18 protein-coding genes, 1 rRNA gene and 1 riboswitch are annotated in these 21,077 nt (G+C 56.4%); of the genes, 8 read left to right on the top strand and 11 right to left on the bottom strand.

Annotated elements, in window-relative coordinates:
* Window positions 1-35 precede the first annotated feature (35 nt).
* Window positions 36-4,259: a DNA-directed RNA polymerase subunit beta' gene (gene rpoC, locus DVA44_RS00975; protein WP_103825466.1), complete on the top strand. Its 4,224-nt coding sequence runs from the start codon at window positions 36-38 to the stop codon at window positions 4,257-4,259.
* Between the two features lie 118 nt (window positions 4,260-4,377).
* On the opposite strand, the gene DVA44_RS00980 is transcribed toward rpoC, so the two are convergent.
* From DVA44_RS00980 to rsd, 9 genes are all read right to left on the bottom strand, one after another.
* Window positions 4,378-4,695 (bottom strand): PTS lactose/cellobiose transporter subunit IIA, encoded by a 318-nt coding sequence (locus tag DVA44_RS00980; protein WP_039028884.1) that lies wholly within the window; start codon window positions 4,693-4,695, stop codon window positions 4,378-4,380.
* Between the two features lie 3 nt (window positions 4,696-4,698).
* The gene (locus DVA44_RS00985; protein ID WP_103825467.1) at window positions 4,699-5,004 is read right to left on the bottom strand and encodes a PTS sugar transporter subunit IIB; all 306 of its coding nucleotides are present in this window, start codon (window positions 5,002-5,004) and stop codon (window positions 4,699-4,701) included.
* A 291-nt stretch (window positions 5,005-5,295) separates the two neighbouring features.
* Window positions 5,296-6,429, bottom strand: coding sequence for a 2-iminoacetate synthase ThiH (gene thiH / locus DVA44_RS00990; RefSeq protein WP_114316182.1), 1,134 nt, complete (start codon window positions 6,427-6,429; stop codon window positions 5,296-5,298).
* Window positions 6,426-7,196 (bottom strand): thiazole synthase, encoded by a 771-nt coding sequence (gene thiG / locus DVA44_RS00995; protein WP_103825469.1) that lies wholly within the window; start codon window positions 7,194-7,196, stop codon window positions 6,426-6,428. Before thiG ends, thiH begins: the two co-directional genes overlap by 4 nt.
* 1 nt (window position 7,197) lies before the next feature.
* The gene (gene thiS / locus DVA44_RS01000) at window positions 7,198-7,398 is read right to left on the bottom strand and encodes a sulfur carrier protein ThiS (protein WP_103177806.1); all 201 of its coding nucleotides are present in this window, start codon (window positions 7,396-7,398) and stop codon (window positions 7,198-7,200) included.
* Window positions 7,382-8,137: a thiazole biosynthesis adenylyltransferase ThiF gene (thiF, locus tag DVA44_RS01005; protein ID WP_114385550.1), complete on the bottom strand. Its 756-nt coding sequence runs from the start codon at window positions 8,135-8,137 to the stop codon at window positions 7,382-7,384. Before thiF ends, thiS begins: the two co-directional genes overlap by 17 nt.
* Entirely contained in the window at window positions 8,130-8,765 is a 636-nt protein-coding gene (gene thiE, locus DVA44_RS01010; protein WP_114385551.1) for a thiamine phosphate synthase, read from the bottom strand. Before thiE ends, thiF begins: the two co-directional genes overlap by 8 nt.
* Window positions 8,765-10,660: a phosphomethylpyrimidine synthase ThiC gene (gene thiC / locus DVA44_RS01015; protein WP_114385552.1), complete on the bottom strand. Its 1,896-nt coding sequence runs from the start codon at window positions 10,658-10,660 to the stop codon at window positions 8,765-8,767. Before thiC ends, thiE begins: the two co-directional genes overlap by 1 nt.
* Before the next feature lie 77 nt (window positions 10,661-10,737).
* Window positions 10,738-10,846: riboswitch (TPP riboswitch) on the bottom strand.
* A 53-nt stretch (window positions 10,847-10,899) separates the two neighbouring features.
* Window positions 10,900-11,397 carry a sigma D regulator gene (gene rsd, locus DVA44_RS01020; RefSeq protein WP_103825473.1) on the bottom strand — a complete coding sequence of 166 codons (498 nt, stop codon included), beginning with the start codon at window positions 11,395-11,397 and terminating at the stop codon, window positions 10,900-10,902.
* Between the two features lie 95 nt (window positions 11,398-11,492).
* On the opposite strand from rsd, the gene nudC reads away from it, so the two are divergent.
* From nudC to DVA44_RS01050, 6 genes are all read left to right on the top strand, one after another.
* On the top strand, window positions 11,493-12,266 hold the full coding sequence (gene nudC / locus DVA44_RS01025) for an NAD(+) diphosphatase (protein ID WP_114385553.1): 774 nt from the start codon (window positions 11,493-11,495) through the stop codon (window positions 12,264-12,266).
* A gap of 40 nt (window positions 12,267-12,306) precedes the next feature.
* Entirely contained in the window at window positions 12,307-13,371 is a 1,065-nt protein-coding gene (gene hemE, locus DVA44_RS01030; protein ID WP_114385554.1) for a uroporphyrinogen decarboxylase, read from the top strand.
* Window positions 13,372-13,380: 9 nt separating this feature from the next.
* Window positions 13,381-14,052, top strand: coding sequence for a deoxyribonuclease V (nfi, locus tag DVA44_RS01035; protein ID WP_114385555.1), 672 nt, complete (start codon window positions 13,381-13,383; stop codon window positions 14,050-14,052).
* A 41-nt stretch (window positions 14,053-14,093) separates the two neighbouring features.
* A complete protein-coding gene (locus tag DVA44_RS01040) occupies window positions 14,094-14,684 on the top strand; it encodes a YjaG family protein (protein ID WP_103825477.1) in 591 nt (196 codons plus the stop codon).
* Between the two features lie 186 nt (window positions 14,685-14,870).
* A complete protein-coding gene (hupA, locus tag DVA44_RS01045; RefSeq protein ID WP_032615913.1) occupies window positions 14,871-15,143 on the top strand; it encodes a nucleoid-associated protein HU-alpha in 273 nt (90 codons plus the stop codon).
* Window positions 15,144-15,154: 11 nt separating this feature from the next.
* Window positions 15,155-15,847, top strand: a complete 693-nt coding sequence (locus DVA44_RS01050; RefSeq protein ID WP_114385556.1) for a DUF1481 domain-containing protein — start codon at window positions 15,155-15,157, stop codon at window positions 15,845-15,847.
* Between the two features lie 43 nt (window positions 15,848-15,890).
* On the opposite strand, the gene purD is transcribed toward DVA44_RS01050, so the two are convergent.
* Both purD and purH read right to left on the bottom strand, forming a co-directional pair.
* A complete protein-coding gene (purD, locus tag DVA44_RS01055; protein ID WP_114316172.1) occupies window positions 15,891-17,183 on the bottom strand; it encodes a phosphoribosylamine--glycine ligase in 1,293 nt (430 codons plus the stop codon).
* 15 nt (window positions 17,184-17,198) lie between these two features.
* Window positions 17,199-18,788 carry a bifunctional phosphoribosylaminoimidazolecarboxamide formyltransferase/IMP cyclohydrolase gene (gene purH, locus DVA44_RS01060; protein WP_114385557.1) on the bottom strand — a complete coding sequence of 530 codons (1,590 nt, stop codon included), beginning with the start codon at window positions 18,786-18,788 and terminating at the stop codon, window positions 17,199-17,201.
* A 556-nt stretch (window positions 18,789-19,344) separates the two neighbouring features.
* Here purH and DVA44_RS01070 point away from each other — a divergent pair.
* A 16S ribosomal RNA gene (locus tag DVA44_RS01070) occupies window positions 19,345-20,882 on the top strand.
* Window positions 20,883-21,077 lie beyond the last annotated feature (195 nt).

The raw sequence follows: 21,077 nt of genomic DNA on the forward strand, positions 1-21,077 counted from the left end.
CACCAGATTGTGCTAACTCCGACGGGAGCAAATCCGTGAAAGACTTATTAAAGTTTCTGAAAGCGCAAACTAAAACCGAAGAGTTTGATGCGATCAAAATTGCTCTGGCCTCGCCAGACATGATCCGTTCATGGTCTTTCGGTGAAGTTAAAAAGCCGGAAACCATCAACTACCGTACGTTCAAACCTGAGCGTGACGGCCTTTTCTGTGCGCGTATTTTCGGGCCAGTAAAAGATTACGAGTGCCTGTGCGGTAAGTACAAGCGCCTGAAACACCGTGGTGTGATCTGTGAGAAGTGCGGCGTTGAAGTGACCCAGACTAAAGTGCGTCGTGAGCGCATGGGCCACATCGAGCTGGCGTCTCCGACTGCTCACATCTGGTTCCTGAAATCTCTGCCGTCCCGTATCGGCCTGCTGCTGGATATGCCGCTGCGCGATATCGAACGTGTTCTTTACTTCGAATCCTATGTGGTTATCGAAGGCGGTATGACCAATCTGGAACGTAACCAGATCCTGACCGAAGAGCAGTATCTGGACGCGCTGGAAGAGTTCGGTGACGAATTCGACGCGAAGATGGGTGCGGAAGCGATCCAGGCCCTGCTGAAGAGCATGGATCTGGAGCAAGAGTGCGAGCAGCTGCGTGAAGAGCTGAACGAAACCAACTCCGAAACCAAGCGTAAAAAGCTGACCAAGCGTATCAAACTGCTGGAAGCGTTCGTTCAGTCTGGTAACAAACCAGAGTGGATGATCCTGACCGTTCTGCCGGTTCTGCCGCCAGATCTGCGTCCGCTGGTTCCGCTGGATGGTGGTCGTTTCGCGACGTCTGACCTGAACGATCTCTATCGTCGCGTCATTAACCGTAACAACCGTCTGAAACGTCTGCTGGATCTGGCTGCGCCGGACATCATCGTACGCAACGAAAAACGTATGCTGCAGGAAGCGGTAGATGCCCTGCTGGATAACGGTCGTCGCGGTCGTGCGATCACTGGTTCTAACAAACGTCCTCTGAAATCTTTGGCCGACATGATCAAAGGTAAGCAGGGTCGTTTCCGTCAGAACCTGCTCGGTAAGCGTGTTGACTATTCCGGTCGTTCTGTAATCACCGTAGGTCCATACCTGCGTCTGCATCAGTGCGGTCTGCCGAAGAAAATGGCACTGGAGCTGTTCAAACCGTTCATCTACGGCAAGCTGGAACTGCGTGGCCTCGCCACCACCATCAAAGCCGCTAAGAAAATGGTTGAGCGTGAAGAAGCTGTCGTTTGGGATATCCTGGACGAAGTGATCCGCGAACACCCGGTACTGCTGAACCGTGCACCAACCCTGCACCGTCTGGGTATCCAGGCATTTGAGCCAGTACTGATCGAAGGTAAAGCTATCCAGCTGCACCCGCTGGTTTGTGCGGCCTATAACGCCGACTTCGATGGTGACCAGATGGCTGTTCACGTACCGCTGACGCTGGAAGCCCAGCTCGAAGCGCGTGCGCTGATGATGTCTACTAACAACATCCTGTCTCCAGCGAACGGTGAACCAATCATCGTTCCTTCTCAGGACGTTGTACTGGGTCTGTACTACATGACCCGTGACTGTGTTAACGCCAAAGGCGAAGGCATGGTGCTGACTGGCCCGAAAGAAGCTGAGCGTATTTATCGCGCTGGCCTGGCCTCTCTGCATGCGCGCGTTAAAGTGCGTATCACTGAATACGAAAAAGATGAAAACGGCGAATTCGTTGCGAAAACCAGCCTGAAAGACACGACCATTGGCCGTGCCATTCTGTGGATGATCGTACCGAAAGGTCTGCCTTTCTCCATCGTCAACCAGGCGCTGGGTAAGAAAGCGATCTCCAAAATGCTGAACACCTGTTACCGCATTCTGGGTCTGAAGCCGACTGTTATCTTCGCTGACCAGACAATGTACACCGGCTTTGCATATGCAGCGCGTTCAGGTGCATCTGTTGGTATCGATGACATGGTCATCCCAGAGAAGAAACATGAGATCATCTCTGAAGCGGAAGCTGAAGTTGCTGAGATCCAGGAGCAGTTCCAGTCTGGTCTGGTAACCGCAGGCGAACGCTATAACAAAGTTATCGATATCTGGGCAGCGGCGAACGATCGTGTATCCAAAGCGATGATGGATAACCTGCAGACCGAAACGGTAATCAACCGTGAAGGTAAAGAAGAGCAGCAGGTCTCCTTCAACAGCATCTACATGATGGCCGACTCCGGTGCGCGTGGTTCTGCAGCACAGATTCGTCAGCTGGCAGGTATGCGTGGTCTGATGGCGAAGCCAGATGGCTCCATCATCGAAACGCCAATCACCGCGAACTTCCGTGAAGGTCTGAACGTACTCCAGTACTTCATCTCCACGCACGGTGCGCGTAAAGGTCTGGCGGATACCGCACTGAAAACAGCTAACTCCGGTTATCTGACGCGTCGTCTGGTAGACGTTGCGCAGGACCTGGTTGTTACCGAAGACGATTGTGGCACCCTCGAAGGTATCACCATGACCCCGGTTATCGAGGGTGGTGATGTTAAAGAGCCGCTGCGCGATCGCGTACTGGGTCGTGTGACCGCTGAAGACGTTCTGAAGCCGGGCACTGCAGACATTCTGGTTCCGCGTAATACCCTGCTGAACGAGCAGTGGTGTGATCTGCTGGAAGTGAACTCTGTTGACTCCGTGAAAGTACGTTCCGTTGTATCCTGTGACACCGACTTTGGTGTTTGTGCGCACTGCTATGGTCGTGACCTGGCGCGTGGCCACATCATCAACAAAGGTGAAGCAATCGGTGTTATCGCGGCACAGTCCATCGGTGAACCGGGTACACAGCTGACGATGCGTACGTTCCACATCGGTGGTGCGGCATCTCGTGCGGCTGCTGAATCCAGCATCCAGGTGAAAAACAAAGGTAGCATCAAGCTCAGCAACGCGAAGTCGGTTGTGAACTCCAGCGGTAAACTGGTTATCACTTCCCGTAACACCGAGCTGAAGCTGATCGACGAATTCGGTCGTACCAAAGAGAGCTATAAAGTGCCTTACGGTGCTGTGATGGCGAAAGGCGACGGCGAGCAGGTTGCAGGCGGCGAAACCGTAGCAAACTGGGATCCGCACACCATGCCGGTTATCACCGAAGTGGCGGGCTTCATTCGCTTCACCGATATGATCGACGGCCAGACGATTACTCGTCAGACCGACGAACTGACCGGTCTCTCTTCCCTGGTGGTTCTGGACTCTGCAGAACGTACCTCGGGTGGTAAAGATCTGCGCCCGGCCCTGAAAATCGTTGATGCTAACGGCAACGACGTTCTGATCCCAGGCACCGATATGCCGGCTCAGTACTTCCTGCCAGGTAAAGCGATTGTTCAGCTGGAAGATGGCGTACAGATCAGCTCTGGTGACACCCTGGCGCGTATTCCTCAGGAATCCGGCGGTACCAAGGATATTACCGGTGGTCTGCCACGCGTTGCGGACCTGTTCGAAGCACGTCGTCCGAAAGAGCCGGCAATCCTGGCTGAAATCAGCGGTATCATCTCCTTCGGTAAAGAGACCAAAGGGAAGCGCCGTCTGGTGATCACGCCGCTGGATGGCAGCGATCCGTACGAAGAGATGATTCCAAAATGGCGTCAGCTCAACGTGTTTGAAGGTGAACGTGTAGAACGTGGTGACGTGGTTTCCGACGGTCCGGAAGCGCCGCACGACATTCTGCGTCTTCGTGGCGTACACGCAGTAACGCGTTACATCACCAACGAAGTACAGGACGTTTACCGTCTGCAGGGCGTTAAGATCAACGATAAGCACATCGAAGTTATCGTTCGTCAGATGCTGCGTAAAGCCACCATCGTGAATGCCGGTAGCTCCGACTTCCTCGAAGGTGAGCAGGTTGAATACTCTCGCGTTAAGATTGCTAACCGCGATCTGGAAGCGAATGGCAAAATCGGTGCGTCCTTCGCGCGCGATCTGCTGGGTATCACCAAAGCGTCTCTGGCAACCGAGTCCTTCATCTCCGCGGCATCGTTCCAGGAGACCACTCGTGTGCTTACCGAAGCAGCCGTTGCGGGCAAACGCGACGAACTGCGCGGTCTGAAAGAGAACGTTATCGTGGGTCGTCTGATCCCGGCTGGTACCGGTTATGCCTACCACCAGGATCGTATGCGCCGTCGCGCAGCGGGTGAAATCCCTGCTGCACCGCAGGTAACTGCTGAAGATGCCTCTGCCAGCCTGGCAGAGCTGCTGAATGCAGGCCTGGGCGGTTCTGACAACGAGTAATCGTTAAGTCAGCCCATTAAAAAACCCGCTTCGGCGGGTTTTTTTTTGTCTGATGTACGGCGAGTCTGGTGCGATTGTTGCCGGGTGGCGCTACGCTTACCCGGTCTACGGTTCGGTGTTAGTTCACCAGCGGCAAACGGCGATACAGCTCGATCATATCCCCGGCCAGATCCTGAATTACCATCGCGTTCATCAGGTGATCCTGCGAGTGAACGGTGATCAGATTTACCGGTAGCTTGCCGGTGCCTTCATCAAGACCAATCAATTTAGTCTGGATAGAATGCGCCTGTTTGACGAACTCCCGTGACTCTTCCATCGCTTTTTCAGCCTCGGCAAAATCACCTTTACGCGCCATCTGCAGCGCGGTTAATGCTGAGCTACGGGCTGCACCGGCATTCACCAGCAATTCCATAATGATCGTTTCTAAATCTTCCATGGTTCACTCCAGCAGTTTAAGGGCTTTTTCCAGTACGGCATCACCTTTCATCATGCCGTAATCCATCATGTCGATAACCGCGACCTTCTTACCCAGCGGTTCCGCCTGGGCCTGAAGATTATTCAGTTCGTATTTGACCTGCGGGCCAAGCAAAATAATGTCGGCTGCGGCGATTTCATCTTTAAACTCAGCAACCGGTACGGCTTTAATGGTTACGTCGACCCCTTTTTTCTGCGCGGCGTCTTTCATGCGTTGAACCAGCATGCTGGTGGACATTCCCGCTGCACAGCATAAAACGATGTTCTTCATAGTCAGCCCCAATGTACATGTGTTTATTGATAATTATCCCGCACTGTCCGTTACGACAACCGCGTTACCGCGATTGTGTGTGAAGCATCACAAAGAAACCTGCATTTTCTGAAACCGGTTACAACTGTTACAGAATGGGGAGGGCAGGGCGAAACGAGGAAGAAGCTTTCCGCCCTGGTCAGCATCCTCTGCTGACGAAACAAGCGTAAAAAATCCGGGCGCGTTACAGCAACGGCCCGTTAATGAGGTTACGTGACGCCTCGTAATAACTTCATCGGATTACCGTTTTTTTCAGCCTGATTGCGAGGCGCGTCCCAGCCAGCTGTCCCAGTCTTTCCAGACGGGTTGTAATCCCTGCAGGCTGAGCGCCTCGGCGACAGCTTCCGGGCGACGGTTGTCGTGCGGCGCAAACTGCTCCAGCTCGGGATGATCATCGGCATAGCCGCCGGGCTGGGTTTTTGAAAAGGCGCTGACGTTATTGATCGCCAGGGGAATAACGCGATCGCGAAACGCGGGAGATTCCCGGGTGGAGAGCGACAGCTCCACCTCCGGCGCCAGCAGACGAAACGCGCAGATGGTCTGCACCAGCTGGCGTTCATCCATGATCGATGCGGGCTGGATCCCGCCGGCGCAGGGTCGCAGCCGGGGAAAAGAGATTGAATACCGGCTCTGCCAGTAGTGCTGCTGCAGCCACAGCAGATGTTCCGCCACCATAAAGTTGTCAACGCGCCAGCTGTCGGAAAGCCCGGTTAGCGCCCCGAGGCCGATCTTGTCGATCCCGGCGCGGCCCAGTCGATCCGGGGTCTCCAGCCGCCAGAAGAAATCCTGCTTTTTACCTTTCAGATGGTGCTGGGCGTATACCGTTTCATGGTAGGTCTCCTGATAGACCAACACGCCATCCAGCCCCAGCGTTTTCAGTTCGCCATATTCGGTCTCTGACAGCGGTTGAACCTCCATCTGCAACGAGGCGAACTGGCGGCGAATGGCCGGTATATGGCGGCGAAAATAGTCCATCCCGACCTTGGTCTGGTGTTCGCCGGTGACCAGGAGCAGATGCTCAAACCCCATCTCGCGGATCGCGGCACACTCCCGGGCAATTTCGTTTTCATCCAGCGTTTTGCGCTTGATGTGGTTGCTCATGGAGAAGCCGCAGTAGGTGCAGTCGTTCGCGCAGAGGTTGGAGAGATAGAGCGGAACATAAAAGCTCACCGTGTTGCCAAAGCGCTGACGGGTCAGCCGCTGGGCTCGCTGCGCCATCGGCTCCAGATAGCCACTGGCGGCGGGGGAGAGCAGGGCCATCATATCTTCGCGGGTAAGCTGGCGGGCGTTTAATGCCCGCTCCACATCTGCAGGGGTTTTACTGTTGATACGCAGGCGAATATCGTCCCAGTCGAGCTGGCGCCAGCGATCGGTAAAGGTTTTCATGATAACGCCTCCAGAAAGCCGGTTAACGGGCTGGTGGCGTGGGCTTCAACGCTCCGGGCGCCGGGGCCAGACTGGCGTGCCAGCACGCCAGCCTCCACCGCCAGACGAAACGCCCGCGCCATCGTGACGGGATCGTCCGCGACCGCAATGGCGGTGTTGACCAGTACGGCGTCGGCACCCATCTCCAGCGCCTGCGCGGCGTGGCTGGGTACGCCGATCCCGGCATCGACGATCACCGGCACGGTTGCCTGCTGAATAATAATCTCCAGCATCGCGCGGGTTTCTAGCCCCTGATTGGAGCCTATCGGCGCCCCGAGCGGCATCACCGCCGCACAGCCTGCCTCTTCGAGCCGTTTGCACAGCACCGGATCGGCGCCGCAGTAGGGCAGCACGGTGAATCCCTCTTTCACCAGCATCTCTGCCGCTTTCAGCGTCTCGATGGGATCGGGCAGCAGCCAGCGAGCGTCGGGATGGATCTCCAGTTTGAGCCAGTGCGTTCCCAGCGCCTCACGCGCCAGCCGGGCCGCAAATAGCGCCTCTTCCGCGGTTTTGGCGCCGGAGGTATTGGGCAGCAGGCTGACGCCCGCCTCCAGCAGCGGCGCCAGAATGGCGTCGTTGTGATTACGCAGATCGACCCGCTTCATGGCCAGCGTCACCAGCTGGCTGCCGCTCTCCCGGATCGCGTCCACCATCAGCTGCGGTGAGGCGAATTTTCCCGTGCCGGTAAACAGATGTGAATCAAAGGTTTTATCAGCAATACGTAACATCTCAGCCTCCGGCAATCACCTGAAAAAGCAGGATCTGATCGCCTTCGCGCACCTGCTGTTTTTCCCACTGCTCGCGCGGCAGGATCTGTTGATTCAGGGCCAGCGCGACCCCGGGTTTTAACTGGCATAGCTGGGAGAGCAGGGTGGCGACGGTTAATCCCTCCACGCACTGCATCGGTTCGTCGTTAAACAGGATCCGCATGCCGCCCTCCACACACCTGGCATCCGCTGGCGCGCTGTAAAGCCAGCTGCCGCCAGCTTCCCGCCCGGGCATCGAACAGGCGTAGCGTATTGCGCGTGGTCTCAATGCCGCTGAGCAGTTTGATCGCCTCCAGCGCCTGCAGGGTTCCCATCACGCCAACCACCGGCCCGACAATACCCGCGGTGCGGCAGTTACGCTGCGGCTCTTCATCATCCGGCCACAGGCAGCGGTAGCAGCCCTGGGTCCAGGGGGGCGTCAGCACCATCATCTGTCCACCAAAGCCCACGGCGCTGGCGGTGATAAGTGGCGTATTGAGCATCACACAGGCGGCATTGATCGCCTGACGGGTAGCCATGTTATCGGTGCAGTCCAGCACCACGTCGGCGCGGGCAATCTCTTCCTCCAGCGCGCTGCCTTCCAGGCGGGTCTGCAGGGCGATCAGCCGGATGTCGGGATTGAGCTGCTGCAGGCGACGCTCTGTCACCTGCGCTTTTGGCTGGGCGATATCGTCGGTGGTAAAGAGGATTTGGCGCTGCAAATTACTCAGATGAACCTCGTCATTGTCGGCCAAAACCAGAGTGCCGATCCCGGCGCCGGCCAGGTAGAGCGCCGCCGGAGCGCCTAATCCGCCCAGACCGACCACCAGCACTCGGCTGGCGAGCAGCTTTTGCTGCCCGTCGATGGCGATATCTTCCAGCAGGATCTGGCGGCTGTAGCGCATAAAGTCACGGTCATTCATCGCCCGCCCCCGCCAGTTGCAATAGCTGTGTTGTCGCCGCCTGCCAGTCGTCGGCCTGGGTAATGGCGCTCACCATCGCGATACTCCCTACACCGGTCGCCAGAACCGCGGGCGCGCGTTCGAGACTGATACCGCCGATGGCGACGGTGGGGTAATCCCCGAGCCGTTCGATATGGCGGGCCAGCTGTTCCAGCCCCTGCGGGGCCGATGGCATCTGCTTGGTTTGGGTCGGGAAAACGTGCCCCAGCGCGATGTAGGAGGGACGCGCCGCCAGCGCCACGTCGATCTCCATATCGTCATGGGTCGACACGCCGAGACGTAACCCGGCGGCACGAATGGCCTCAATATCGGTGGTCTCCAGATCCTCCTGACCGAGATGCACACCGTACGCCTGATGCTTAATTGCCAGGCGCCAGTAGTCATTGATAAACAGGCGGGCATCGTAGCGACGCCCCAGAGCAATGGCCGCGACAACGTCGGCTTCTACCTCATCGTCCTGTTTATCTTTGATGCGCAGCTGGATCGTTTTTACACCCGCAGCGAGCAGGCGTTCGATCCAGGCCACGCTGTCGACCACCGGATAGAGCCCCAGATGAAAGGGCACTGGCGGAAAGTTGGGTTGATACATTACGCCTCCTCTTTTTTGAGGTAGATTTCGCCGCCCCGGGCGCGGAAGGTTTCCGACATGTCGGCCATGCCCACTTCGATGGTCTGCGCCGCGGCGTAATCACGCACCTCCTGGCTGATTTTCATCGAGCAGAATTTTGGCCCGCACATGGAGCAGAAGTGCGCCACTTTGCCGGACTCCTGCGGCAGGGTTTCGTCGTGGTAGGCGCGGGCAGTGAACGGGTCGAGGGCGAGGTTGAACTGATCTTCCCAGCGGAACTCGAAGCGGGCTTTCGACATGGCGTTATCGCGGATCTGTGCCCCCGGATGGCCCTTCGCCAGGTCGGCAGCGTGGGCGGCAATTTTGTAGGTGATCAGCCCCTGCTTCACATCCTCTTTGTTCGGCAGGCCGAGGTGCTCTTTCGGCGTGACGTAGCAGAGCATGGCGCAGCCGAACCAGCCGATCATCGCCGCGCCAATCCCGGAGGTGAAGTGGTCATAACCCGGTGCGATGTCGGTGGTCAACGGCCCCAGGGTATAGAACGGCGCTTCGTGGCAGTGCTCCAGCTCTTCGGTCATGTTGCGGCGGATCATCTGCATTGGCACGTGGCCCGGGCCTTCAATCATCACCTGCACGTCATACTCCCAGGCAATTTTGGTCAGCTCGCCCAGGGTGTGCAGCTCGGCAAACTGCGCCTCGTCGTTGGCATCGCGAATGGAGCCCGGACGCAGGCCATCGCCCAGCGACAGCGACACGTCGTACGCGGCGCAGATCTCGCAGATTTCGCGGAAGTGTTCATAGAGGAAGTTTTCCCGATGGTGGGAGAGGCACCATTTCGCCATGATTGAACCGCCGCGGGAGACGATACCGGTCAGGCGCTTAGCGGTCATCGGCACGTAGCGCAACAGCACGCCGGCGTGGATGGTGAAGTAATCGACGCCTTGCTCGGCCTGCTCCAGCAGGGTATCCCGGAAGGCTTCCCAGGTGAGATCTTCGGCGATGCCGTTCACCTTCTCCAGTGCCTGGTAGATGGGCACCGTACCAATGGGCACCGGGCTGTTACGCAGGATCCACTCGCGAGTTTCGTGAATATAGCGCCCGGTAGAGAGGTCCATCACCGTGTCCGCGCCCCAGCGGGTCGACCAGACCAGTTTCTCCACCTCTTCTTCGATAGACGAGGTGACCGCTGAGTTACCGATGTTGGCATTCACTTTCACCAGGAAGTTACGACCGATAATCATCGGCTCCGACTCCGGGTGATTAATGTTGGCCGGGATAATGGCGCGTCCGGCGGCGACTTCGTCACGGACAAACTCCGGGGTGATGTTCTCCGGCAGGCGGGCACCAAACCCTTCGCCCGGATGCTGGTGGCGCAGCACGTCGGTACGGATGCGCTCGCGGCCCATGTTTTCGCGAATGGCGATAAATTCCATCTCCGGGGTCACGATCCCCTGGCGGGCGTAGTGCAACTGGGTGACGCATTTGCCCGCCCTGGCACGTTTCGGCGTGAGAAGACCCGTGAAGCGCAGCTCGTCCAGACCATCATCGGCCAGGCGTTCCCGGGTGTAAGCTGAGCTTTGTTCGGTTAGCGCTTCGCAGTCGTTACGTGCGTCAATCCACGGTTGGCGCAGTTTCGCCAGCCCCTGCTGCACGTTGATGGTTATCGCCGGATCGCCGTACGGGCCGGACGTGTCGTAGACCGGCACTGCTTCGTTCTCTTCAAACTGGGGATTCTCTTTGCTGCCGCCGACGAGCGTCGGGCTGAGCTGGATCTCGCGCATGGGCACGCGAATGTCCTCCCGGGAGCCGGTCAGATAGATGCGTTTTGAGTTAGGGAAAGCGGTGCCTTCCAGAGTGTCGATAAAATGTTGGGCTTGTGCGCGCTGTTCGCGGCGGGTCAATTTTGTGGCAGACATAGCTCGTTCCAGAAAGTGAGGAAGTGGCTTGTCAGACGACGGATGAAGCAAGAGAGGATCGCCCGGTGGCGATACATGACAGATTGACTCTTGTTCCCTTCGCAGGTTTTAACCTGATCAGGTTCCGCGGATCCCGAATTAACGGTCTCAGCCCGGCTTTCGCACTGGGCACTCCGACAAGAATGTGCTCCCCTACAGCGGGAGCAGTAAATGTAAATTACGCGTTAACGATAAATAACTCAAGCCGGTCGGGCGACGTTATCTTCGTTACTCGCTTTCAAATTGTGATCCAGCGCAAGGGCGATCAGGTTATCTTCCAGCGTGAATCGCTGCTCCAGCGCCTCGCCGATATCAGAGAGCGCCTGCTGAAATTCCAGATAATTATCCTGATCGATGGCATTCTCAAGCGTGGAGTCGTAATAATCCATGATTTGCTGGGTATTGGCTTCCAGCAGGGGATAGAGTTTGGTGGCCGCTAAAAACGGGCTGTTACCTTCCATTTCACCGATAATGCGCTCATAAATATTGAAATGGCCGTTAGAAAGGTAGTCGACCAGGCTCTGACAGAAATCGTCCAGCGCTTTTTCATTCAGACGCATATAGGACTCTTTGCCCGGCTTAATGCCAACGAGGTTGTAGTAGGCAACAAGCAGATGTTTGCGCACGTGCAGCCAGCGATCGACCAGGTTGTTACATCCGCCAACGCGCTCTGTCAGGTTTTCTAGCTGGTTTAGCATGTTTGACTCCGCAAGGTTAAGATTAAAAGCTGCCCACCCAAAATGTAATAGTATTGTTACCAACATGCCTGTGAAGCAAAGGTAGTGCAATAGATATGGATCGTATAATTGAAAAATCGGATCGTGGCTGGTGGTTCGTCAGCCATGAACAGAAATTATGGTTGCCCGGTGGTGAATTACCACATGGCGAGGCCGGAAATTTCGATCTTGCGGGTCAACCCGCACTCAATATCGGGGAGTGGCAGGGAGATCCTGTGTGGTTGATCCAACAAAATCGTCGTCACGATATGGGATCGGTACGCCAGGTGCTCGATCTCGATGTGGGTCTGTTCCAGCTGGCCGGGCGTGCTGTGCAGTTGGCCGAGTTTTATCGCTCGCATAAATACTGCGGCTACTGTGGTCACACCATGCACCCAAGCAAAACCGAGTGGGCCATGCTCTGCAGCCACTGCCGCGAACGCTACTACCCGCAAATCGCGCCGTGCATCATCGTCGCCATTCGTCGTGAAGAGACCATCCTGCTGGCGCAGCACACGCGTCATCGTAACGGGGTGCATACCGTGTTGGCCGGGTTTGTCGAAGTGGGCGAAACCCTGGAGCAGGCTGTCGCCCGGGAAGTGATGGAAGAGAGCGGCATCAAGGTGAAGAACCTGCGCTATGTCACCTCCCAGCCGTGGCCGTTCCCACAGTCGCTGATGACCGCTTTTATGGCCGAATATGACAGCGGCGAGATCGTCATCGACCCGAAAGAGCTGCTGTCAGCCGACTGGTATCGCTACGACGATTTACCGCTGCTCCCGCCGCCAGGCACCGTGGCGCGTCGCCTGATAGAAGATACCGTGGCAATGTGTCGGGCCGACTATGAATGACGTGATACACTGGGGACAAGACGCTTAAGGAACTGCAAAAATGACCGAACTGAAGAACGATCGTTATCTGCGTGCGCTGCTGCGCCAACCCGTTGATGTCACCCCGGTATGGATGATGCGCCAGGCGGGTCGCTATTTACCGGAATATAAAGCCACCCGGGCGCAGGCAGGCGATTTCATGTCCCTGTGCAAAAACGCGGAGCTGGCCTGTGAAGTCACGCTTCAGCCGCTGCGCCGCTACCCGCTGGACGCGGCGATCCTCTTCTCTGACATTCTGACCATCCCGGACGCGATGGGGCTTGGCCTGTACTTCGAAACCGGCGAAGGCCCGCGCTTTAGCTCGCCGATTAAGAGCAAAGCGGACATCGACAACCTGCCGATCCCGGATCCAGAACAGGAACTCGGTTATGTGATGAATGCGGTGCGCACCATTCGCCGCGAACTGAAAGGCGAAGTGCCGCTGATCGGTTTCTCCGGCAGCCCGTGGACCCTGGCAACCTACATGGTCGAAGGGGGCAGCAGCAAAGCCTTTACCGTGATCAAAAAGATGATGTACGCCGATCCGCTGGCGCTCCATGCCCTGCTGGATAAGCTGGCGAAAAGCGTCACCCTCTATCTGAATGCCCAGATCAAAGCGGGCGCCCAGTCGGTGATGATCTTCGATACCTGGGGTGGGGTACTGACCGGCCGCGATTATCAACAGTTCTCGCTCTATTACATGCATAAAATCGTTGATGGCCTGCTGCGTGAAAACGAAGGCCTTCGCGTGCCGGTAACGCTGTTCACCAAAGGCGGAGGCCAGTGGCTGGAGGCGATGGCAGAAACCGGCTGTGATGCGCTGGGCCTCGACTGGACCATCGATATCGCCGATGCGCGCCGCCGCGTGGGTGACAAAGTCGCCCTGCAAGGCAACATGGATCCGTCTATGCTGTATGCTCCGGCCGCCCGAATTGAAGAAGAAGTCGCGACCATTTTGGCGGGCTTCGGTCAGGGCGAGGGCCATGTCTTTAACCTGGGGCACGGTATTCATCAGGATGTACCGCCAGAGCATGCAGGCGTGTTTGTGGAGGCGGTGCACCGACTTTCTGCCCAGTATCACCTGTAAGGAGTCGTTATGGATCTTGCGTCACTTCGCGCTCAACAACTTAAACTCGCTGCGTCTGTATCCCGTGAGGATCGTCTGGATAAAGACCCACCCGCGCTGATTGCGGGGGCCGATGTGGGGTTTGAGCAGGGGGGAGAGGTGACGCGGGCGGCGATAGTGCTGCTGACGTACCCCGAGCTGGAACTGGTTGAGTACCAGGTGGCGCGCATCGCCACCACCATGCCTTACATCCCCGGCTTCCTCTCTTTTCGTGAATATCCCGCGCTGCTGGCGGCGTGGGATCAGCTTTCGCAAAGACCCGATCTGCTGTTCGTTGACGGGCATGGCATCTCTCACCCGCGCCGTCTCGGCGTTGCCAGCCATTTTGGCCTGCTGGTGGATGTTCCGACCATCGGCGTGGCGAAAAAACGCCTCTGCGGTAAGTTTGATCCCCTGCCGCCCGAACCCGGCGCGCTGGCACCCTTAATGGATAAAGGCGAACAGCTGGCGTGGGTCTGGCGCAGCAAAGCCCGGTGTAATCCGCTGTTCATCGCCACCGGCCATCGCGTCAGTACCGACACCGCGCTGGCGTGGGTGCAGCGCTGTATGCGGGGCTACCGACTACCGGAGCCGAGCCGCTGGGCCGATGCGGTAGCGTCCGGGCGTCCGGCGTTTGTTCGTTGGCAGGAAATTCAGCGCTGAATCAGGTAAACTGCGGCCAATTTTCGATTCGAGACATCATCATGTTACAAAACCCGATTCACCTGCGCCTTGAGAAGCTGGAAAGCTGGCAGCACGTCACTTTTATGGCCTGTCTGTGCGAACGTATGTATCCAAACTATGCCATGTTCTGCAAGCAGACCGAATTTGGTGATGGTCAACTCTATCGTCGTATTCTCGATCTGGTGTGGGAAACGCTGACGGTTAAAGATGCGAAGGTGAACTTCGACACCCAGCTCGATAAGCTGGAAGAGGCGATCCCGGTTGCCGATGACTATGATGTCTATGGCGTCTACCCGGCGATTGATGCCTGTGTAGCGCTAAGTGAACTGATTCACTCGCGTCTGAGTGGTGAAACTCTGGAACATGCCATCGAAGTCAGTAAGGCCTCTATTACTACCGTAGCGATGCTGGAGATGACCCAGGAAGGGCGCGAAATGACCGATGAAGAGCTCCGTCTGAACCCGGCCATTGAGCAGGAATGGGACATTCAGTGGGAAATTTTCCGTTTGCTGGCGGAGTGCGAAGAACGCGATATCGAACTGATTAAAGGTCTGCGTGCAGACTTGCGTGAGGCAGGCGAGAGTAACATTGGTATAAATCTTAACCAGTGAGACAACAAAACGTGATTTAACGCCTGTTTTGTCATGCCTCTACTCTTCCCTTCTGCCCCCCGTCTGGTCTACATTTGGGGGGCGAAAAAAAGTGGCTATCGGTGCGTGTATGCAGGAGAGTGCTTTTTTGGCATTTTCGTCGCACTCGATGCTTAGCAAGCGATAAACACATTGAAAGGATAACTTATGAACAAGACTCAACTGATTGATGTAATTGCGGACAAAGCTGACCTGTCTAAAGTACAGGCTAAAGCTGCTCTGGAATCCACCCTGGCTGCAATTACTGAGTCTCTGAAAGAAGGCGATGCTGTACAACTGGTAGGTTTCGGTACCTTCAAAGTGAACCACCGCGCTGAGCGTACTGGCCGCAACCCGCAGACCGGTAACGAAATCAAAATCGCTGCAGCCAACGTGCCAGCATTTGTTTCTGGCAAAGCACTGAAAGACGCAGTTAAGTAAGCCGCGTAGCAGTGAACAGTTTTATCGAGGGGGCGGTTTCGCCCCTTTTGTCTGTCTGGCGCCAGGTGACGGTGCTGGCGGGCATATTTGTATTAACCGCCTGTAGCCATGACTCCTCCCTGCCGCCTTTTACCGCCAGCGGCTACGCTGACGATCAGGGCGCGGTACGCGTCTGGCGTAAAGATTCAGATGACGAAGTGCATCTCCTCTCCGCGTTTAGTCCCTGGCACAGCGGCAGTACCACCACCAGTGAGTATCGCTGGCAGGGCGATACGCTCGTCTGGATTGACATAAACATCTACAGTAAAGTCCCCGAGCATGTGCGGGTACGCTTTGACGACCACGGTGAGCTGAGCTTTATGCAGCACGAAACCGGAGGCCTTAAACAGCAACTCTCTACCGATCAAATCGAGCTTTACCGCTACCGCGCCGCGCAGATTCGCCAGACCAGCGACGCGTTGCGACAGGGAAGGGTGGTGCTACATCAGGGGCGCTGGCATGTTGACGGCTCCGTGACAACGTGTGAAGGCCAGACCCTGAAGCCGGATCTCGATAGCTGGGCAACGGAACACATTGCACGCCGGCAAAGTCACTCCTCCATGGCAGTGAGCGTGGCGTGGCTGGAAGCGCCTGAAGGATCACAGCTGCTGCTGGTGGCGAACGAAGATTTTTGTACCTGGCAGCCGACAGAAAAGAGTTTCTGAAAATCCCCCTCCCTTGCGGGAGAGGGACTGGTGAAGGGGGTAATTACTTCCCTTGCTCGCGCGCAATGGCGCGGTAACCAATATCGTTACGGCTGAAGCTCCCGTTCCAGTGAATATCCGCCATCAGGGCATAGGCGCGTTGCTGCGCTTCTGCGACGGTATTGCCCAGCGCCGTGGCGCACAGGACTCGGCCACCGTTAGTCAGCACGCGTTCGTCATCGGAGAGCTTAGTCCCCGCATGGAATACCTTCGCGCCTTCGATGGCTTCCAGCGGCAGGCCGTGGATCTCATCCCCGGTGTTGTAGTTGCCCGGATAACCGCCCGCCGCAATTACCACGCCCAGAGAAGCACGCTCATCCCACTCAGAGCTTTTTTCGTCCAGCTTGCCTTCGCAGGCCGCCAGGCACAGCTCTACCAGATCGGATTTCATGCGCAGCATGATTGGCTGCGTTTCTGGGTCGCCGAAGCGGCAGTTGAACTCAATAACCTTCGGGTTGCCCTGTTTGTCGATCATCAGGCCCGCGTAAAGGAAACCAGTGTAGGTGTTGCCTTCCGCCGCCATTCCTTTCACGGTTGGCCAGATGATGCGGTCCATGGTCCGCTGGTGAACTTCATCTGTCACCACAGGGGCAGGGGAGTAAGCCCCCATCCCGCCGGTATTCGGGCCGGTATCGGCATCGCCAACGCGCTTATGATCCTGGCTGGTGGCCATCGGCAGCACGTGCTCGCCGTCGACCATGACGATAAAGCTCGCCTCTTCGCCATCAAGAAACTCTTCGATAACGATGCGGTGGCCCGCGTCACCAAAGGCGTTGCCTGCCAGCATATCCTGAACGGCGGCTTCTGCTTCTTCGAGCGTCATCGCCACGATAACGCCTTTACCCGCTGCCAGACCGTCGGCTTTGATCACAATCGGCGCGCCTTTTTCACGTAAGTAGGCCAGCGCGGGCTCCACTTCGGTGAAGTTCTGATATTCCGCCGTCGGGATGTTATGACGTGCGAGGAAGTCTTTGGTGAAGGCTTTAGAGCCTTCCAGCTGGGCGGCGCCTTCGGTTGGGCCGAAGATGGTCAGGCCCGCGGCACGGAATGCGTCTACCACGCCAATGACCAGCGGCGCTTCCGGGCCCACGATGGTCAGGTCAATCTTCTCATTCTGGGCAAAGCTCAGCAGCGCCGGGATATCGGTTACGCCGATAGCGACGTTCTGCAGGGTGGGCTCCAGGGCGGTACCGGCGTTACCCGGCGCCACAAAGACGGTTTCAACCTGCGCAGACTGCGCCGCTTTCCACGCCAGGGCGTGCTCGCGCCCGCCGTTACCAATCACTAATACTTTCATTCTCTGCTCCGGGAATTAATGGCGGAAATGACGCATGTCGGTGAAGATCATCGCGATGCCATGTTCATCGGCGGCGGCAATGACTTCGTCGTCGCGGATAGAGCCGCCAGGCTGGATCACGCAGGTGATGCCCACTGCCGCAGCTGCATCGATACCGTCACGGAACGGGAAGAACGCGTCGGACGCCATGGCGGAGCCTTTAACTTCCAGACCTTCGTCGCCCGCTTTAATCCCGGCGATTTTCGCAGAGTAAACGCGGCTCATCTGGCCCGCGCCTATACCGATGGTCATGTTCTCTTTCGCATAGACGATGGCGTTGGATTTCACGAACTTCGCCACTTTCCAGCAGAACAGCGCGTCACGCAGCTCCTGCTCAGTAGGCTGACGTTTGGTGACGACACGCAGATCTTTCTCGCTGACCATGCCCAGGTCACGATCCTGAACCAGCAGGCCACCGTTCACACGCTTGAAGTCGAGGCCCGGAACGCGTTCTGCCCACTGACCGCAGACCAGCACGCGCACGTTCTGTTTTGCCGCGGTGATTTTCAGGGCGTCTTCGGTGGCCGAAGGGGCGATGATCACCTCCACAAACTGGCGGGAGATAATCGCCTGGGCGGTTTCGGCATCCAGCTCGCGGTTAAACGCGATAATGCCGCCAAACGCTGAGGTCGGGTCAGTTTTGTACGCACGATCGTATGCATCCAGAATAGAGGTGCTGACCGCCACGCCGCATGGGTTCGCGTGCTTCACGATAACGCAGGCGGGCTCGCTGAACTCTTTCACGCACTCCAGCGCCGCGTCGGTATCCGCAATGTTGTTATAGGAGAGCGCTTTACCCTGCACCTGCTGCGCAGTAGCAACGGAGGCTTCTTTAACCTCTTCCTCTATATAGAAGGCAGCCTGCTGGTGGCTGTTTTCGCCGTAGCGCATATCCTGCTTCTTAATGAAGTTCAGGTTTAAGGTGCGAGAGAAGCGGCCGGAAGGTTCATTGCTTTCACCATGATAGGAAGGCACCAGGCTACCGAAGTAGTTGGCGATCATGCTGTCGTAGGCGGCGGTATGTTCGAACGCTTTAATGGCCAGATCAAAACGGGTCTCGAGATTCAGTGAGCCTTCGTTGGCATCCATCTCTTTAATAATGGCGTCGTAGTCGCTGCTCTTCACCACGATGGCCACATCTTTATGGTTCTTGGCGGCGGAGCGCACCATGGTCGGGCCGCCGATATCGATATTTTCCACCGCATCTTCCAGCGAGCAGCCTTCACGGGCAACGGTCTGGGCGAATGGGTAAAGGTTAACAACCACCATGTCGATTGGCGCAATCCCGTGCTGATCCATAATGCCGTCATCCTGACCGCGACGACCCAGAATGCCGCCGTGGACTTTCGGGTGCAGGGTTTTGACGCGTCCATCCATCATTTCCGGGAAACCGGTGTAATCGGACACTTCGGTTACCGGCAGGCCTTTCTCTGCTAACAGGCGAGCGGTACCGCCAGTGGACAGCAGCTCCACACCACGTGCAGAAAGTGCCTGAGCGAATTCAACGATACCGGCTTTATCAGAAACACTGAGCAGAGCGCGGCGGACTGGACGACGTTGTTGCATGGTAAATCCCCTGGATTTGACGATTACAGAGAGCGTTAGGTGAATTTTCCCGATAAAAACTCAACTAACACACCTGGCGGGGCGCTTTATTTAGCGCGAGCATTTTAACGAAAACGTTTGCGCAACGCTCGCACATTTTCACTTTTTCGTCACGTTGTGGATAAGTCTGTGTGTAATCAGGTATAAGGCGGGCTTTTGCTGGGGAATGCAGCAGTCAGTCATTTTTATGACATTTAAGGGTTGCGGGCGCCGGAGAACTCCCTATAATGCGCCTCCATCGACACGGCAGATGTGAATCACTTCACACTAACAGCCGGGCCGGTTGAAGAGAAAAGCGAAAATAATCGCTTGACTCTGAAAGAGGAAAGCGTAATATACGCCACCTCGCAACGGTGAGCGAAAGCCGCGTTGCACTGCTCTTTAACAATTTATCAGACAATCTGTGTGGGCACTCAAAGTGACATGGATTCTTAATGTCCTCGGACAATAAATGAATACCAAGTCTCTGAGTGAACACGTAATTCATTACGAAGTTTAATTCACGAGCATCAAACTTAAATTGAAGAGTTTGATCATGGCTCAGATTGAACGCTGGCGGCAGGCCTAACACATGCAAGTCGAACGGTAGCACAGAGAGCTTGCTCTCGGGTGACGAGTGGCGGACGGGTGAGTAATGTCTGGGAAACTGCCTGATGGAGGGGGATAACTACTGGAAACGGTAGCTAATACCGCATAACGTCGCAAGACCAAAGAGGGGGACCTTCGGGCCTCTTGCCATCGGATGTGCCCAGATGGGATTAGCTAGTAGGTGGGGTAATGGCTCACCTAGGCGACGATCCCTAGCTGGTCTGAGAGGATGACCAGCCACACTGGAACTGAGACACGGTCCAGACTCCTACGGGAGGCAGCAGTGGGGAATATTGCACAATGGGCGCAAGCCTGATGCAGCCATGCCGCGTGTATGAAGAAGGCCTTCGGGTTGTAAAGTACTTTCAGCGAGGAGGAAGGCATTGTGGTTAATAACCACAGTGATTGACGTTACTCGCAGAAGAAGCACCGGCTAACTCCGTGCCAGCAGCCGCGGTAATACGGAGGGTGCAAGCGTTAATCGGAATTACTGGGCGTAAAGCGCACGCAGGCGGTCTGTTAAGTCAGATGTGAAATCCCCGGGCTCAACCTGGGAACTGCATTTGAAACTGGCAGGCTTGAGTCTTGTAGAGGGGGTAGAATTCCAGGTGTAGCGGTGAAATGCGTAGAGATCTGGAGGAATACCGGTGGCGAAGGCGGCCCCCTGGACAAAGACTGACGCTCAGGTGCGAAAGCGTGGGGAGCAAACAGGATTAGATACCCTGGTAGTCCACGCCGTAAACGATGTCGACTTGGAGGTTGTGCCCTTGAGGCGTGGCTTCCGGAGCTAACGCGTTAAGTCGACCGCCTGGGGAGTACGGCCGCAAGGTTAAAACTCAAATGAATTGACGGGGGCCCGCACAAGCGGTGGAGCATGTGGTTTAATTCGATGCAACGCGAAGAACCTTACCTACTCTTGACATCCAGAGAACTTGCCAGAGATGGCTTGGTGCCTTCGGAACTCTGAGACAGGTGCTGCATGGCTGTCGTCAGCTCGTGTTGTGAAATGTTGGGTTAAGTCCCGCAACGAGCGCAACCCTTATCCTTTGTTGCCAGCGGTTAGGCCGGGAACTCAAAGGAGACTGCCAGTGATAAACTGGAGGAAGGTGGGGATGACGTCAAGTCATCATGGCCCTTACGAGTAGGGCTACACACGTGCTACAATGGCGCATACAAAGAGAAGCGACCTCGCGAGAGCAAGCGGACCTCATAAAGTGCGTCGTAGTCCGGATTGGAGTCTGCAACTCGACTCCATGAAGTCGGAATCGCTAGTAATCGTAGATCAGAATGCTACGGTGAATACGTTCCCGGGCCTTGTACACACCGCCCGTCACACCATGGGAGTGGGTTGCAAAAGAAGTAGGTAGCTTAACCTTCGGGAGGGCGCTTACCACTTTGTGATTCATGACTGGGGTGAAGTCGTAACAAGGTAACCGTAGGGGAACCTGCGGTTGGATCACCTCCTTACCTTAAAGAACCTGCCTTTGTAGTGCTCACACAGATTGTCTGATGAATGATGAACTTCTGAATGTACTTTTGAGTGCATTAAGAAGTTTTGCTCTTTAAAAATCTGGATCAAGCTGAAAATTGAAACGACACACGTTAAGTGTGTTCGGGTCTCTCAAATTTTCACAACGCGAAGTGAAACAGCTTCGGGTTGTG

This window comes from Leclercia sp. W17 (assembly GCF_003336325.1).
Lineage (GTDB): Bacteria > Pseudomonadota > Gammaproteobacteria > Enterobacterales > Enterobacteriaceae > Enterobacter.

Bases quoted from the DNA above. Each gene is read 5' to 3' on its own strand.
- rsd (WP_103825473.1), bottom strand. From the start codon at position 11,397: ATGCTAAACCAGCTAGAAAACCTGACAGAGCGCGTTGGCGGATGTAAC.
- thiS (WP_103177806.1), bottom strand. From the start codon at position 7,398: ATGCGGATCCTGTTTAACGACGAACCGATGCAGTGCGTGGAGGGATTA.
- thiF (WP_114385550.1), bottom strand. From the start codon at position 8,137: ATGAATGACCGTGACTTTATGCGCTACAGCCGCCAGATCCTGCTGGAA.
- thiC (WP_114385552.1), bottom strand. From the start codon at position 10,660: ATGTCTGCCACAAAATTGACCCGCCGCGAACAGCGCGCACAAGCCCAA.
- DVA44_RS00980 (WP_039028884.1), bottom strand. From the start codon at position 4,695: ATGGAAGATTTAGAAACGATCATTATGGAATTGCTGGTGAATGCCGGT.
- thiG (WP_103825469.1), bottom strand. From the start codon at position 7,196: ATGTTACGTATTGCTGATAAAACCTTTGATTCACATCTGTTTACCGGC.
- nudC (WP_114385553.1), top strand. From the start codon at position 11,493: ATGGATCGTATAATTGAAAAATCGGATCGTGGCTGGTGGTTCGTCAGC.
- DVA44_RS00985 (WP_103825467.1), bottom strand. From the start codon at position 5,004: ATGAAGAACATCGTTTTATGCTGTGCAGCGGGAATGTCCACCAGCATG.
- DVA44_RS01040 (WP_103825477.1), top strand. From the start codon at position 14,094: ATGTTACAAAACCCGATTCACCTGCGCCTTGAGAAGCTGGAAAGCTGG.
- hemE (WP_114385554.1), top strand. From the start codon at position 12,307: ATGACCGAACTGAAGAACGATCGTTATCTGCGTGCGCTGCTGCGCCAA.
- hupA (WP_032615913.1), top strand. From the start codon at position 14,871: ATGAACAAGACTCAACTGATTGATGTAATTGCGGACAAAGCTGACCTG.
- purD (WP_114316172.1), bottom strand. From the start codon at position 17,183: ATGAAAGTATTAGTGATTGGTAACGGCGGGCGCGAGCACGCCCTGGCG.
- purH (WP_114385557.1), bottom strand. From the start codon at position 18,788: ATGCAACAACGTCGTCCAGTCCGCCGCGCTCTGCTCAGTGTTTCTGAT.
- thiH (WP_114316182.1), bottom strand. From the start codon at position 6,429: ATGAAAACCTTTACCGATCGCTGGCGCCAGCTCGACTGGGACGATATT.
- thiE (WP_114385551.1), bottom strand. From the start codon at position 8,765: ATGTATCAACCCAACTTTCCGCCAGTGCCCTTTCATCTGGGGCTCTAT.
- nfi (WP_114385555.1), top strand. From the start codon at position 13,381: ATGGATCTTGCGTCACTTCGCGCTCAACAACTTAAACTCGCTGCGTCT.